Annotated in this window: 12 protein-coding genes; 3 read left to right on the forward strand and 9 right to left on the reverse strand. The window is 76.7% G+C overall.

Features of this window, described 5'->3' with window-relative positions:
• Positions 1-18 precede the first annotated feature (18 nt).
• The 3 genes from GJV82_RS09975 to GJV82_RS09985 all read right to left on the reverse strand — a co-directional run bounded on the left by GJV82_RS09975 (position 19) and on the right by GJV82_RS09985 (position 3,671).
• Positions 19-2,631 carry a heavy metal translocating P-type ATPase gene (locus GJV82_RS09975; RefSeq protein ID WP_196217219.1) on the reverse strand — a complete coding sequence of 871 codons (2,613 nt, stop codon included), beginning with the start codon at positions 2,629-2,631 and terminating at the stop codon, positions 19-21.
• A 299-nt stretch (positions 2,632-2,930) separates the two neighbouring features.
• Complete coding sequence (locus GJV82_RS09980; protein WP_155099113.1) at positions 2,931-3,305, reverse strand: heavy-metal-associated domain-containing protein; 375 nt, start codon at positions 3,303-3,305, stop codon at positions 2,931-2,933.
• A 27-nt stretch (positions 3,306-3,332) separates the two neighbouring features.
• Positions 3,333-3,671: a metal-sensitive transcriptional regulator gene (locus GJV82_RS09985; protein WP_155099114.1), complete on the reverse strand. Its 339-nt coding sequence runs from the start codon at positions 3,669-3,671 to the stop codon at positions 3,333-3,335.
• Positions 3,672-3,915: 244 nt separating this feature from the next.
• Between GJV82_RS09985 and GJV82_RS09990 the strand changes: the two genes are divergently transcribed.
• The 3 genes from GJV82_RS09990 (at position 3,916) to GJV82_RS10000 (ending at position 6,344) form a co-directional block, all read left to right on the forward strand.
• On the forward strand, positions 3,916-4,398 hold the full coding sequence (locus tag GJV82_RS09990; protein ID WP_155099115.1) for a hypothetical protein: 483 nt from the start codon (positions 3,916-3,918) through the stop codon (positions 4,396-4,398).
• Positions 4,399-4,508: 110 nt separating this feature from the next.
• Complete coding sequence (locus tag GJV82_RS09995; RefSeq protein WP_155099116.1) at positions 4,509-5,609, forward strand: DUF2330 domain-containing protein; 1,101 nt, start codon at positions 4,509-4,511, stop codon at positions 5,607-5,609.
• Positions 5,610-5,750: 141 nt separating this feature from the next.
• Positions 5,751-6,344: an HdeD family acid-resistance protein gene (locus GJV82_RS10000; RefSeq protein ID WP_155099117.1), complete on the forward strand. Its 594-nt coding sequence runs from the start codon at positions 5,751-5,753 to the stop codon at positions 6,342-6,344.
• Positions 6,345-6,468: 124 nt separating this feature from the next.
• Here the strand turns inward: GJV82_RS10000 and hemL are convergent, their stop codons facing one another.
• The 6 genes from hemL to hemE form a co-directional block, all read right to left on the reverse strand.
• A complete protein-coding gene (hemL, locus tag GJV82_RS10005; RefSeq protein WP_155099118.1) occupies positions 6,469-7,878 on the reverse strand; it encodes a glutamate-1-semialdehyde 2,1-aminomutase in 1,410 nt (469 codons plus the stop codon).
• Entirely contained in the window at positions 7,875-8,909 is a 1,035-nt protein-coding gene (gene hemB, locus GJV82_RS10010) for a porphobilinogen synthase (protein WP_115941701.1), read from the reverse strand. The genes hemL and hemB overlap by 4 nt, the downstream gene beginning before the upstream one ends.
• Complete coding sequence (locus tag GJV82_RS10015) at positions 8,906-9,901, reverse strand: uroporphyrinogen-III synthase (RefSeq protein ID WP_155099119.1); 996 nt, start codon at positions 9,899-9,901, stop codon at positions 8,906-8,908. The genes hemB and GJV82_RS10015 overlap by 4 nt, the downstream gene beginning before the upstream one ends.
• Positions 9,898-11,031: a hydroxymethylbilane synthase gene (hemC, locus tag GJV82_RS10020; protein WP_155099120.1), complete on the reverse strand. Its 1,134-nt coding sequence runs from the start codon at positions 11,029-11,031 to the stop codon at positions 9,898-9,900. The genes GJV82_RS10015 and hemC overlap by 4 nt, the downstream gene beginning before the upstream one ends.
• A gap of 149 nt (positions 11,032-11,180) precedes the next feature.
• Positions 11,181-12,659 (reverse strand): protoporphyrinogen/coproporphyrinogen oxidase, encoded by a 1,479-nt coding sequence (locus GJV82_RS10025; RefSeq protein WP_024839888.1) that lies wholly within the window; start codon positions 12,657-12,659, stop codon positions 11,181-11,183.
• A complete protein-coding gene (gene hemE / locus GJV82_RS10030) occupies positions 12,656-13,816 on the reverse strand; it encodes a uroporphyrinogen decarboxylase (RefSeq protein WP_081772238.1) in 1,161 nt (386 codons plus the stop codon). Before hemE ends, GJV82_RS10025 begins: the two co-directional genes overlap by 4 nt.
• Positions 13,817-13,828: the final 12 nt, after the last annotated feature.

Below are 13,828 nucleotides of genomic sequence, written 5' to 3' on the forward strand. Positions count from 1 at the left end.
GAGGAAGGGCGGGTCGGCTCAGGCGGCGCGGCGCAGGCGCAGCGAGTTCCCGACGACGATCACCGAGCTCGCGGCCATCGCCGCGCCCGCGATCATCGGGTTGAGCAGGCCCGCGGCCGCGAGCGGGATCGCCGCGACGTTGTACGCGAACGCCCAGAACAGGTTCTGCTGGATGATCCGCAGGGTCCGGCGCGAGAGCCGGATCGCCGTCGCCGCGGTACGCAGGTCGCCGCGCACGAGCGTGAGGTCGCTCGCCTCGATCGCGACGTCCGTCCCCGTGCCCATCGCGAGCCCGAGGTCCGCCGTCGCGAGCGCCGCGGCGTCGTTCACGCCGTCCCCGACCATCGCGACGACGCGCCCCTCGCGCTGGAGGCGCGCGACGACGTCGACCTTCTGGTCCGGGAGCACGCGCGCGACCACGTCCTGCTCCGCGATCCCGACGGCGCGCGCCGCCTCGCGGGCCGCGCCCTCGCCGTCACCCGTGAGCAGGTAGGGCCGCAGCCCGAGCCCGCGGAGCTCGCGCACCGCCTCGGCCGACGTCGGCTTCACCGGGTCGCGCAGCACGAGCACCGCCCGCGCACGGCCGCCCCACGCGACGACGACCGCGCTCGCGCCCGACGACTCCGCCGCGGCGAACGCGTCGTCGAGCGCCGGGTCCGGTGCGACGCCCTCGCGCGCGAGCCACGACGGCTGACCCACGAGCACGCGCCGCGCGTGGAGCCCTGCACCGCCGTCCGTCCCGAGCGACAGCCCCGAGTGCGCCGTGCGGACGACGGCCTCGACCCCGCCGCCCGGCGCGCTGCGGAAGTCGAGCGCCTGCAGCGACCCGACGACGACGCCGTCCGCCCCGACCCGGGGCTCCGTGCCCTGCGCGTCGACCGGCGCGGAGACCTCGCGCGCCGCTGCCGCCACCGCGCGCGCGATCGGGTGCTCGCTCAGCGCCTCGACCGCCCCCGCGTGGCGCAGGGCGTCGAGCGCGGCGGTGTCGCCCGCGAGGTCCGCGAGCGCGGTGCGGCCCGACGGCGTCACGACCGCCTCGAGCGCCATCGCACCCCGCGTGACCGTGCCCGTCTTGTCGAGCACGACCGTGTCCACGCGGCGCGTCGACTCGAGCACCTCCGGCCCCTTGATGAGCACGCCGAGCTGCGCCCCGCGCCCCGTCCCGACGAGCAGCGCCGTCGGCGTCGCGAGCCCCAGCGCGCACGGGCACGCGATGATGAGCACCGCCACGGCCGCCGTGAACGCGAACTGCGTCCCCGCCCCCGCGAGCAGCCAGCCCACGAGCGTCGCGACCGCCAGCACCAGCACGACCGGCACGAACACCGCCGAGATGCGGTCCGCGAGCCGCTGCACCGGCGCCTTGCCCGTCTGCGCCTGCGTCACGAGGCGCCCGATCTGCGCGAGAGTCGTCTCCTCGCCCACGCGCGTCGCGCGGACCAGCAGCGCGCCCGACGCGTTGACCGTCGCGCCCGTCACGTCGTCGCCCGGGCCGACGTCCACCGGCACCGGCTCGCCCGTGAGCAGCGACGTGTCGACAGCGCTCGCTCCCTCCAGCACCACGCCGTCCGTCGCGACCTTCTCGCCCGGCCGCACCACGAACACGTCACCCACCGCGAGGCCCGCGACCGGGACGCGCTCCGTGAGCCGCGTGCCGTCCGGACCGGTGCGCGGCGCCCCGTCCGGCCCCAGGACCACGCGCTCCGCGTCCTTCGCGCCCAGCTCCAGGAGCGAGCGCAGCGCGTCGCCCGCCCGGCGCTTCGACCGGTGCTCCGCGTACCGGCCCGCGAGCAGGAACGTCGTGACGACCGCCGCGACCTCGAAGTAGAGCTCCGGCGGACCCATCTCGTCGCGCGACGGGACGAGCGTCGGCTGCATCCGCATCCCCAGCTCGCCCGCACCGCCGAGCAGCAGCGCCCACAGCGACCACAGCGTCGCCGCGACGACGCCGAGCGACACGAGCGTGTCCATCGTCGACGCACCGTGGCGCGCCGCGCGGAACGCCGCCGTGTGGAACGGCCACGCGGCCCACGTCACGACCGGCAGCGCGAGCGCCGCGACGACCCACTGCCAGCCGGTGAGCTGCAGCGCCGGGACCATCGAGAGCGCGAGGACCGGGACGGTGAGGACGGCCGCGACGCGGAGCCGTCGCCGCAGGTCCGTGCCGCGGTCGGGGCCCGGGAGGGGGTCCGCTCCGTTCGCGAGCGCGGCTTCTCCGCCCTTCGCGTCCGACGCCGCCCCCACCGCCTCGTCGTTCGGCTCGCCCCGGTCCGCCGAGGTAGGGGCCCGGTCCGCGGAGGCAGAGGCCTGGTTCGGCGGGGTGCCGGCCTGGTTCGCCGAGGGAGAGGCGTGGTCGACCGGGGTGCGGCGAGTGGTGACGCGGGCGGTGTAGCCCGCCTTCTCGACGGCGGCGACGAGGTCGGCGTCGCTGACGTCGGCGGCGAGGACGACGTGCGCGCTCTCGAGCGGGAGGTTGACGGTGGCGGTGGCGCCGTCGACGCGGTTGAGCCGCTTCTCGACGCGCGCCACGCACGACGCGCACGTCATGCCCTCGATCGCGAGGTCGACCTCGGCGAACGGTCGGCCGTCGGCGGGGCCGGAGGCGGTCGGGGTGGGCGTGGGCTGGGCGGTCATCGGCGTGACTCCTCGACGGGTGCTCGGGTGGAGGTCACCGGCAGCGGCCCGGGGTGGCGGGCGTCGCGGCGGGGGCGTCCGTCGGTGCGGGCGGACGCGGCGCGGAGGGCCCGGGTCGCGGTGGCGACGGTCGGCGGGCGGTCCGCGGGGTGGTGCTCCGGGGTGCCCGACGGCGGAGGTGACTCGCGTGCGCGAGGCGGGCTCCGGCGTCGGGCACCCGGGCGGTGGTCGTGGCGCTCGTCCTGCCGGGACGGGCGTCGCGGGGTCGTGCCGGGTGCGCGGCGTGACCGGGGATCGTGTCAGGCGCGGGGCGGGACCTGGAGGTCGTACGTCTTCGTGGCGGGCGCGGACCCCTCGGACGGGGCCGTGCCGCAGCCGCACGCGCACGAGTGCGCCTCCTGCTTCTCCGCGGCCTGCTCGGCGTACTGGGCGGCGAGGGCGTCCTCCTGGACCTCGAGCGACGCGACCTCGTAGCCGGCCTCGTCGACCGCCTCGCGCAGCGCCGCCTCGTCGAGCGGGTCGTCGGAGAAGACCGTGACCTCGGACGCGCCGCCGACGCGCAGCTCGACGCTCACGTTCTCGACTCCGGGCACGGCCTCGAGGTCCTTCGTGACGTGCGCGACGCAGTTGCCGCAGGTCATGCCGGTGACGCCCAGGGTGGTGACGGTGCTCATGGTGCTCCTCGGGTGGGGATGGGGGGTTCAGCTACGGACGAGGCGGGCGATGGCGTCGGCGGCTTCCTTGACCTTCGCCGCGCCCTCCTCCTCGGACTGGCGGGCCGCGTCGACGACGCAGTGGCCCAGGTGGTCCTCGACGAGGCCGATGCTCACGGCCTGCAGCGCCTTCGTGACGGCGGAGACCTGCGTGAGGATGTCGATGCAGTAGACGTCCTCGTCGATCATGCGGGCGATGCCGCGCACCTGCCCCTCGATGCGGCGCATCCGCTTGAGGTACGCCTCCTTGTCGGACGCGTAGCCGTGCGGGCCCGCGTGGTCCGCGTGCTCGACCGCGACGGCGGGAGCGTCGGTCATGTCGGTCATGCTCTCCTCCTCGTCAGGCGCGGCGTCCGCACCGCGGTGGGACCGCCTCATCCATACCCCACCAGGGTACCTGAAGCATACCCCCTTCGGGTATACCTCTTGCCGGCTGGCACGGCGCGGTCATCGCCATGACACGTGTCACCGCCGGGGCGTGAGGTGCCCACGCGACCCGGTGACACCGCGCACTGCCGAACCCGCGACATCGGCGGGAGTGTGGACGCATCCCACCGACGAGAGGCACACCATGACCGACATCGTCTCCTGGCTCCAGGAGCTCACCCAGGCACTTCCGCCCTTCCTGCGCTGGGTCGGCGTGCTCGTCGCCGGCGCCGTCCCGTACGTCGAGGCCGAGGGAGGGGCGGCCCTCGGCGTCGTCGCAGGGCTCGACGTGCGGATCTCCATCCCCGTCGCGATCGTCGGCAACGCGCTCGCGCTCGCGGCCGTCGTCTGGCTCGCCGGCGCGGCACGCGCGGGCGTCACGCGCGGCCGCACCAAGAGCGCCACTCCCAAGATGCAGCGCGTGCGCCGCGTGTTCGACCGCTACGGCGTCCCGGGCGTCAGCCTGCTCGGGCCGCTGCTCCTGCCGAGCCACGTCACCGCCGCCGCGATGGTCGGGTTCGGCGCGCCCCGCACCCGCGTCTTCGTCTGGGGTGTCGCCGCGGTCGCGGCGTGGGCCGTCGTCTTCGGCGTCCTCGTCCACCTCGGCGTCTCCGCCGCCGTCGCCTGACCCTCCCCGCGACGGCCCGTGCCGGGTGACCGGTCACGGTGCTGTCACGGGCCCATCACGATTCGACGCTCGGCGCGCGCCACCCCCGGGGCGCTCCTACCCTCCCAAGCATGGGCAGGGCAGCACGAGCACCACGGGCGGTGCGCGCGGCGGCGGTCGCTCTCGCCCTCGCGGCAGGGACCGTCGTCACGGCGCCGCCCGCGGGGGCGTGCGCGTGCGGCGGCCTCGTGGACGGCCCCGCGTACGACACGTCGGTCTCGAGCGAGACCGCCGTCCTCCAGTGGGACGGCACGACGCAGACCGTGCTGCTCGAGCTCGACGCGCTGTCCAACGCGCCGGAGGTCGGGCTGATCCTGCCGACGCCCGCGCCCGCGGAGGTCGCGCTCGCCGACCCCGAGGTGTTCCGCGAGCTCGACGCCCTCACCGCGCCGCGCGCCGTCGTCTCCGACCACCGGTGGTGGCCCGAGCTCGGGTTCGGCTCCGGGAGCGACGGCGCCGGGGGTGCCGCCGGCGTCGCGGTGCTCGACGCGGTCCGCCTCGGGCCGCTCGACGTGACGACGCTCGGCGCGAGCGACGCCGGCTCGCTCGGGGCGTGGCTCACCGAGCGCGGCTTCCAGCTCCCCGAGACGATCCAGACCGCGCTCGCGCCCTACGTGCAGGACGGGTGGTCGTTCGTCGCCGCGCGCCTCGCACCCGAGGAGGCCGCCACGTTCGACGGGACGCTCCAGCCGCTGCGCGTCACGTTCCCCAGCGGCTCGCTCGTCTACCCGATGCGCATGTCCGCCGTCGCGGACGGCACGCAGAGCACCCGCACGTACGTGCTCGCCGACCACCGCGTGGACCGCGTCGACCCGACCGCCGAGGCGCACGAGCCGACGGTGCGGTTCGCGGGTCGCGTGGACCCGGCGACCGTCGAGTCCGCAGAGCTCGCCGCGCTGCTCCGGGCGGGCGGCTTCGTCACGTCCCACGAGCAGGTGTTCACCGAGCCGGGCACCGAGATCGTCTCCGACTTCGTCTTCGCGCCCGCCGCCGCCGACGTCGCGTACACGCCGACGTACTCCGTCGTCGCCGACCGGCGCATCGGCCCGTTCTTCGCGGGCCCCGTGCTCGCGTTCGGCGGCGTGCTCGCGCTCGCCGTGCTCGTGATCTGGTCCGGACGACGCCGGCGCGCCCCCGCGCCGACGCTCGCCCCACGGCCCGCCGGGGCCTGAGACCACCGGCGCGCAGGCCCCGCGCGCGGCTCGCCGCGACACGCGTGACCTGCGGGTGTTCCATGGAGGCGAAGCGGGAGGCGCCACGGGCCGCCGGGCGGCCGGTGCGCCCGGCCCGTCACCTCGGCACGGGGAGTGACCATGACGACGCAGGACCCGATCCTCACCGCGTTCTCGGCCACCGCGAGGCAGGTCTGGTACTGGCCGGTGCTCCGCGGCGTGCTCGCCATCATCTTCGGCATCGTCGCGTTGTCGTGGCCGGACAAGACCGCGGCCGTCATCATCTGGGTCGTCGGGATCTTCGCGGTCGTCGACGGCGTCGTCGAGATCGTCGAGGGCATCCGGCGCCGGGGCACCGGCAACGGCACCGCCGTCCTCGTGACGATGGGCGTGCTCAGCCTCGCCGTCGGCGTCGTGCTGCTCGTGTGGCCGGGCAAGACGGCGATCGTCCTCACGTGGATCGTCGGCTTCTGGGCCGTCGTCTACGGGCTCTTCCAGACCGTCGCGAGCCTCGACCTGCGCAAGGTGCCGGGCAGCGGCTGGGGGTGGGGCGTCGTCGCCGGCCTGCTCGGCATCGTCTTCGGTCTGCTCGTGCTGTTCAACGTGAACGCGGGCCTCGTGTCGATCGTCTGGCTGCTCGCGCTCTTCGCGATCGTCTGGGGCGTCATGCTCGTCGCGTTCGGCTTCCAGATCCGCTCGCTCGGCCGACGGGCCGGCCGCGCCGCGACCTCCTGACCGCCACCCACGCCGCCCAGCACGGGGTTCCGCGCGGCCGAGCACGGGGTTGGTGTCGCTATCCGCCGGATAACGACACCAACCCCGTGCTCGGCGCAGGCGCGGGTCGCGGCGCGGGCGCGGGTCAGGCGGGCGTCGCCTCCGCGGCGGCGCGGGCGGCCGCGGGGAACGCGTCGAGGACGCGCGCGACGGCGTCGTCGTCGTGCGCGGCCGAGACGAACCACGCCTCGAACACCGACGGCGGCAGGCTGACCCCGGCGTCGAGCATGGCGTGGAAGAACGCCCGGTAGCGGAACGTCTCCTGCGCCTGGGCCTGCGCGTAGTCGCGCACGCCCGCGCTCGCGGCGAGCTCGCCGAACATCACGGAGAACAGCGAGCCCGCGCGCTGCACGCGGTGCGCGACCCCCGCGGCGTCGAGCGCGGAGCCCACGGCCGAGGACAGCACGCCCGACACCTCGTCGACGCGCGCGTACACCGCCTCGTCGGCGAGGCGCAGCGTCGCGAGGCCCGCCGCGACGGCCACCGGGTTCCCGGACAGCGTGCCCGCCTGGTAGACGGGTCCGAGCGGCGCGAGCTGGTCCATGACCGTCGCCGGTCCGCCGACCGCCGCGACCGGCATGCCGCCGCCCACGACCTTGCCGAACGTGAACAGGTCGGGCGTGTACCCGTCGGCGCCCTGCGCGCGCAGGGTCGCGTTCTCCAGGCCCCACCAGCCGCTCGGCCCGACGCGGAAGCCCGTGAGCACCTCGTCGAGGATCAGCAGTGCGCCGTGCGCGGCCGTGATGCGGCGCAGGCCCTCGTTGAAGCCCTCCGCGGGCGGCACGACGCCCATGTTCGCGGGCGACGCCTCGGTGATGACGGCCGCGATCTCGGAGCCGCGTTCCGCGAACGCCGCCTCGACCGCGGCGAGGTCGTTGTACGGGAGCACGAGCGTCTCCGCCGCCGTCGCCTCCGTGACGCCGGCCGAGCCGGGCAGGGCGAGCGTCGCGACGCCGGAGCCCGCCTCGGCGAGCAGCGCGTCCACGTGCCCGTGGTAGCAGCCGGCGAACTTCACGACGACGTCCCGCCCGGTCACGCCGCGCGCGAGCCGGATCGCCGTCATGGTCGCCTCGGTGCCCGTCGACACGAGGCGCACGCGCTCCGCGGCGGGCACGCGGCGGCGGATCTCCTCGCCGAGCTCGACCTCGCCGAGCGTCGGCGCGCCGAACGACAGCCCGCGCGCCGCCGCCTCCTGGACCGCGGCGACGACGTCGGGGTGCGCGTGCCCGAGCAGGGCCGGGCCCCACGAGCACACGAGGTCGACGTACTCGCGCCCCGCGACGTCGGTCACGTACGGGCCGCGCGCCGAGGCGAGGAACCGCGGGTCGCCGCCCACGGACCCGTAGGCGCGCACGGGCGAGCTCACGCCGCCCGGGAGCACGCCCTGCGCGCGCACGAACGCGGCGTGGTTGTCCGCGCCGCCCGGCTCCCCGAAGAGCGCCGCGTTCTCCGCCTGGACGGCCTCCGCCGTCCCGAAGCCTCCGGTGTCCGTCATGCCCGCGTCCTTCCGTCGTTCTCGTCCAGCCAGCCCGCGAGCTCCGTCGCCCAGTAGGTGAGGATCACGTCCGCGCCGGCACGCTTGATGCCGAGGACGGACTCCGTGACGGCGGCGCGCCGGTCGATCCAGCCGTTCGCCGCGGTGGCCTCGATCATCGCGTACTCGCCCGACACCTGGTACGCCGCGACCGGCACGGGCGACATCTCCGCGACCGCCGCGAGCACGTCCAGGTACGACCCGGCGGGCTTCACCATGACCATGTCCGCGCCCTCGGCGAGGTCGAGGTCCGCCTCGCGCAGCCCCTCGCGCGCGTTGCCCGCGTCCATCTGGTACGTGCGGCGGTCGCCCTGGAGCGCGGAGTCCACGGCCTCGCGGAACGGCCCGTAGAACGCGCTCGCGTACTTCGCGGAGTACGCGAGGATGCCGACGTCGTCGAACCCGGCGGCGTCGAGCGCCTCGCGGATCACGCCGACCTGGCCGTCCATCATCCCGGACGGCGCGACGACGTCCGCGCCCGCGCGTGCCTGCGCGACGGCCATCGACGCGTACCGGTCGAGCGTCGCGTCGTTGTCGACGACGACGGAGCCGTCGCGCCCGGTGGTGAGCACCCCGCAGTGCCCGTGGTCGGTGAACTCGTCGAGGCACGTGTCGGCCATGACGACGGGCCCGCCGCCGGCGTGCTCGCGCGCCGCCTCGACCGCGACCCGGATCCCGCGCTGCAGGATGCCGTCCTCGGCGTCCGCCTGCGTGCCGGTCGCGTCGCGCTCGGCGGGGATGCCGAACAGCATGACGCCGCCCACCCCGGCGCGCGCGGCGTCGCGAACGGCGTCCGCGAGCGTCGCCTCGGTGTGCTGCACGACGCCCGGCATCGACGAGATGGGGCGCGGCGCGTCGAGGCCCTCCTTGACGAACAGCGGGAGCACGAGGTCCGACGCGTGCACGCGCGTCTCGCTGACGAGACGCCGCACGCGCGGGCTCGTCCGCAGCCGGCGGGGCCGGTGGTGCCCGGCGGGGAGCTGGTGGGTCACGAGGGGTCTCCTTGGTCGCTCGGGTCGGCGCCCCCGGTCGAGGGCGCGTGACCGTCCGACGGGACGGTGGTGAGGGCGGTGCGCACCGCGGTCGCGAGCGCGGCGTCGGTCGGGCGGTCCGCGACCACGTCGAGCCGCAGCCCGACCTCGCGCGCCGCCCGGGCGGTCGGGTCGCCGATCGCGACGCCCGCGACGTCGTCGCGCGGGCCGAGCTGCCGCGCGACCTCGCGCGCGACGCTGCCCGACGTCAGCACGACGGCGTCCACCTCGCCCTCGCGCCAGGCTGCGACGACCTCCGGCGCGAGCGCGTGCGTGACGGTGCGGTAGGCGGTGACGACGTGCGGCACGTACCCGAGGTCGTGCAGGCCGTCGTGCATCGTCGGTGCGGCGAGGTCCCCTTGCGGGATGAGCACCAGGCCGGTCGGGTCGGCCCCGGCGGCGGGGCGGCCGGAGGTGCTCGGGCTTCCGTCGGAGGCGAGGGCTGCGAAGGCGGCGACGAGGCCGCGGGCGGAGCTCTCGTCGGGCTCGAGGTCCACGGCGATGCCGACCGCCTCCAGGGCGCGGCGGGTCGCGGGCCCGACGGCGGCCCAGCGGGCCCGGCGGGCGGCGTCGCCGAGGGCGACGCCCTGGCGGGCGGCGCTCGCGACGAGCTCGTCGATCGCGTTGACGCTCGTCACGACGACCCACGCGAAGTCGCCGTGCACGAGGCGCGCGACGGCGTGGTCGACGGGCGCGCGGTCCTCGACGGGGGCGCGCTCGATCGCGGGGCTGACGAGGACGCGGGCGCCCGCGTCGCGGAGCGCGGCGGCCAGCCCGGCCGCGCGCTCGGGCGAGCGCGGGACGAGGACGGCGCGACCCGCGAGCGGGCCACGGGCGTCCGACGCGGGTCGGTCGGACGCGGCGTCGCGGTCGCGGCGCCCCGTTCTCGCCGGCGGGGGCGGCACGACGGGGGCGGGGCCGCGCGACGGGTCGCGCATCGGTCCGGGCGTCATCTGGCCTCGCCGCGGTAGCCGCCGTCGCGCAGCTGCTCGCGGGCGGCCTCGACCGCCCGGGACGACGAGGTGGGTGCGCCGGAGGGGGCCTCACGGGCCTCGCGGCTGCCCTCGGGCCCGGTCTCGCGCAGCGGGGCGAGGCGTGCGGCGCCGTCGGCGAGCAGGGCGTCGGCGACCCGCGTGCCGAGCCCGCGTGCGGCGTCGTCCCGGGCGGCGCGCGCGGCCGCGGGCGAGCCCGTCCCCGCGGGCAGCGCGACGCGGGCGGAGTGCGTGAGCTGCTCGGCGCCGTCGACGCGCGCGACGACGGCGGTCAGCACCACCTCGTCCTCCTCGACCAGCGCGTGCGCGCCGACGGGCGCGGCACAGCCGGCCTCGAGCCGGGCGAGCAGCGACCGCTCGGCAAGGACGGCGAGGCGCGTCGGCTCGTGGTCGAGGTCGCGCAGCGCGCGGGCGAGCACGGGGTCGTCGAGCGACGACGTGCGGACCTCGACGGCGAGAGCGCCCTGGCCGGCGGCGGGCGCCATGATCGCGGTGTCGATCACCTCGGAGACGACGTCGAGCCGGTCGAGGCGCGCCAGGCCCGCGTACGCGAGCACGACGGCGTCGAGGTCGGCGTCGGGTCCGAGCGCGCGGGCGAGGCGCGTGTCGACGTTGCCGCGGATGTCGACGACGTCGAGGTCCGGCCGCACGGAGCGGAGCTGGGCGGCGCGCCGCGGCGAGCCGGTGCCGACGCGCGCGCCGCGGCGCAGCGTCGTGACGGTGAGCCCGTGGCGCGCGCACAGCACGTCGCGCGGGTTCTCCCGCTCGGGCGTGACGACGGTCAGGCCCGGCGCCTGCCCGGTGGGCAGGTCCTTGAGCGAGTGGACGGCGACGTCGCAGCGGCCGTCCAGGAGCGCCTCGCGCAGCGCGGTCACGAACACGCCCGTGCCGCCCATCTGGGCGAGGGACCCGGTGAGGACGTCGCCGTCGGTGCGGATGCGCACGATCTCGACGTCCCGGCCGGTCAGCTCCTCGAGGCGTCGGGCGACGTGCCCGGTCTGGGTGGTCGCAAGGGCGCTGCCGCGCGTGCCCACGCGGAGGGGAGGGGTACCTGCAGGGGTCACGGTCCCAGTCTCTCCCCACTTCGGCATTCCACGAAAATGCGCACGTCGGAGAACACGTCCGCCGCGTGGGGTGACGTGGTCCTGACGACCGGTCAGGAAAGATCAGGACGAGTTGTCAGGTCGATTTCACCGCGTTTTTCCGCACGGCATTCCCGGGATTGTCCGGAGGGATTCCCTCACCGCTCGGCGGCGAGGCGCTCCGCGCATTCCTGGGCGTGGCCCACGATCGACGCGAGCCCGGTGCCCGCGATCCAGCCGCCCGTGACGGCGAGCCCAGGCATCTGGTCCACGCGGGCGACGAACGCCGCGACCTCGCGCCGGAAGGCCGGCGTGGGCGGGGGGAGCGCGCCGTTCCAGCGGGTCACGCGGTGCCCGAGGACGCGGCCCCGGAGGTCGACGCCGAACAGGCGCGACGCGTCGGCGACGACGCGGTCGAGCTCCGGCTCCGACGTCGCCCCGATGCGTCCGTAGCTGAGGCGCACCACGTGGTGGCCCGGGCCGGCGGCGGCGCGCACGCGCTCGCGCAGCCACGGCCACTTGGCCGTCGAGTGGGTCAGGGCCTTCGCCTCGACGTCGGGCGGCGGGGCCGCCCGGCCCGCGTCCCGGTGCGGCGGCGCGACGAGCATGCCCGTGCCGCGCGGCGCGTCGTCGAGCTCGGGCGCGCGCAGGAGGAGGGTCACGATGCGCACGTCCGCGCCGGGCTCCGGGTCCGGCAGCGGGTCGGCGGCCGTGCCGACGAGCGGCCCGACCGCGTCGACGAGCGCCGGGGTCGTCACGACGAGCCGCGGTGCGACGACCTCGACCGGCCCTGCCGCGGACTCGGCCCGGACCACCCACCACGGGGTCGCCGCGCCCGGCGGCGTACGGCGCGAGAGGGCCGTGACCTCGTGCCGCAGGCGCACGTCCGCCTCGGCGGCGAGCTCCTCGACGAGGCGGTGCAGGCCGCCGTCGATGCCGCGCACGGCGGACCCTGCGGGGGCGAGCGCCCGCAGCGACGCCACGGCACGCGCGAGCGACCCCTCGCGCTCGAACGCCTCGCGCAGCCCGGGCGCGACGGCGGCGACGTCGAGCCGGTCGAGGGGCGCCGAGTGCACGCCGCCCGCGACGGGCGCGACGAGGCGCTCGGTCACGCGCGCGCCCATGCGCGAGCGGGTGAACGTCTCGAGCGTGCGCAGGTCCGTGAAGCGGCGCGGCAGCACGCGGTCGAGGCTCGCGCGCACGGCACCGCCGAGGCCGACGGCGCGGCGCACGTCGCGCGACCACGGGTGCGCGGGGATGCCGAGCACGCCCGCGCGCGGCAGGGGGTAGGCGCGGCCCGCGGCGTAGCCCCAGGCGCCCGCGCCCGAGGGCTCGACGACGTCGAGACCGAGCTCGCGCACCAGCGCGCCGACGGCCGTCCCGCGCACGGCGAACGACTCCGCGCCGAGGTCCACGCGGACGCCGTCGAGACCGGGCAGGTCACCACCGCGGACGGGACCGCCGGGGACGTCCGCGGCCTCGAGCACGACGACGCGCAGGCCGCGCGCACGCAGCGACCGGGCCGCGGTGAGGCCGGCCACTCCCGCGCCGACGACGACCGCGTCGGCGCTCTCGACCCCCTCGCGGGTCGCGGGGGCGGGCTCCGGGGTGCGGGACGTCGTCGGCTCGGTGCTCACCGTCCGGTCGCCTCCTCCGTGGCGTCGTCGCGCTCGGAGGCCTCGCCCGAGAGCGCGTGGACGAGCCCGACGACGCGCGTCAGGACGTCCGGGTCGGTGTCCGGCGGGACGCCGTGGCCGAGGTTGACGACGTGCCCCGGCGCGGTGCGGCCGCGGCGCACGACGTCGCGCACGTGCGCCTCCAGCACGTCCCACGGCGCGGCGAGCAGCGCGGGGTCGACGTTGCCCTGCACCGGGACCGGGGCGTGGCCGTCGGCGAGGAGACGCGCCGCCTCGTCGATCGGGGTGCGGTAGTCGACGCCGACGGCGACGTCCCGGACCCCGGCCGCGGTGACGGCGTCGCGCATGGCGGGCAGGAGGTGGCCCGTGCCGGTGCCGAAGTGGACGACGGGCACGCCGAGGTCGGCGACGTGACCGAGCGCGCGCGTGCTCGCGGGTGCTGCGCCGGCCGCGTAGTCGGCGAGCGAGAGCGAGCCCGCCCACGAGTCGAAGAGCTGCGCCGCGCTCGCGCCGGCCCGCACCTGCGCGCGCAGGAACGTGCCCGTGAGGTCGGCCGCCCAGTCGACGAGGCGCTGCCACGTCTCGGGGTCGCCGCGCAGCAGGGCCCGCGCCGCGAGGTGGTCGCGCGACGGCCGGCCCTCGACGAGGTAGGCGGCGAGCGTGAACGGTGCCCCGGCGAACCCGATGAGCGGCGTCGTGCCGAGCGCGTCGACGGTCAGCGCGACGGCCTCGACGATCGGGGCGAGCGACTCCTCGGTGAGCTCGGTCTCCACGAGGCGCGCGACGTCGTCGGGCGTCCGGTACGCCTGGCCCATCACGGGACCGACGCCCGGCGCGATGTCGACCTCGACGCCCGCGAGGCGCAGCGGCACCACGATGTCCGAGAAGAAGATGCCCGCGTCCACGCCGTGCCGGCGCACCGGCTGGAGCGTGATCTCCGACGCGAGGTCCGGGCGCAGGCACGAGTCCAGCATGCTCACGCCCTCGCGCGCGGCGCGGTACTCCGGGAGCGAGCGGCCCGCCTGGCGCATGAACCACACCGGTGTCATTTCCGGGCGATTTCCCGTCGTGCCCGCGCGCAGGGCCTCCACGAGCGGTGAACGGTCCGTGCGGCCGTCGGTCAGGGGATGGCCCGCGGAAAGGGCGACAGGAATCACAGCTACCGATTC

This window comes from Cellulosimicrobium composti, from assembly GCF_009711085.1.
GTDB lineage: Bacteria > Actinomycetota > Actinomycetes > Actinomycetales > Cellulomonadaceae > Cellulosimicrobium > Cellulosimicrobium composti.

Excerpts from the sequence above, each read along its gene's own strand:
- GJV82_RS09975 (WP_196217219.1), bottom strand. The coding sequence starts at position 2,631 with ATGACCGCCCAGCCCACGCCCACCCCGACCGCCTCCGGCCCCGCCGAC.
- GJV82_RS09980 (WP_155099113.1), bottom strand. The coding sequence starts at position 3,305 with ATGAGCACCGTCACCACCCTGGGCGTCACCGGCATGACCTGCGGCAAC.
- GJV82_RS09985 (WP_155099114.1), bottom strand. The coding sequence starts at position 3,671 with ATGACCGACATGACCGACGCTCCCGCCGTCGCGGTCGAGCACGCGGAC.
- GJV82_RS09990 (WP_155099115.1), top strand. The coding sequence starts at position 3,916 with ATGACCGACATCGTCTCCTGGCTCCAGGAGCTCACCCAGGCACTTCCG.
- GJV82_RS09995 (WP_155099116.1), top strand. The coding sequence starts at position 4,509 with ATGGGCAGGGCAGCACGAGCACCACGGGCGGTGCGCGCGGCGGCGGTC.
- GJV82_RS10000 (WP_155099117.1), top strand. The coding sequence starts at position 5,751 with ATGACGACGCAGGACCCGATCCTCACCGCGTTCTCGGCCACCGCGAGG.
- hemL (WP_155099118.1), bottom strand. The coding sequence starts at position 7,878 with ATGACGGACACCGGAGGCTTCGGGACGGCGGAGGCCGTCCAGGCGGAG.
- GJV82_RS10015 (WP_155099119.1), bottom strand. The coding sequence starts at position 9,901 with ATGACGCCCGGACCGATGCGCGACCCGTCGCGCGGCCCCGCCCCCGTC.
- hemC (WP_155099120.1), bottom strand. The coding sequence starts at position 11,031 with ATGCCGAAGTGGGGAGAGACTGGGACCGTGACCCCTGCAGGTACCCCT.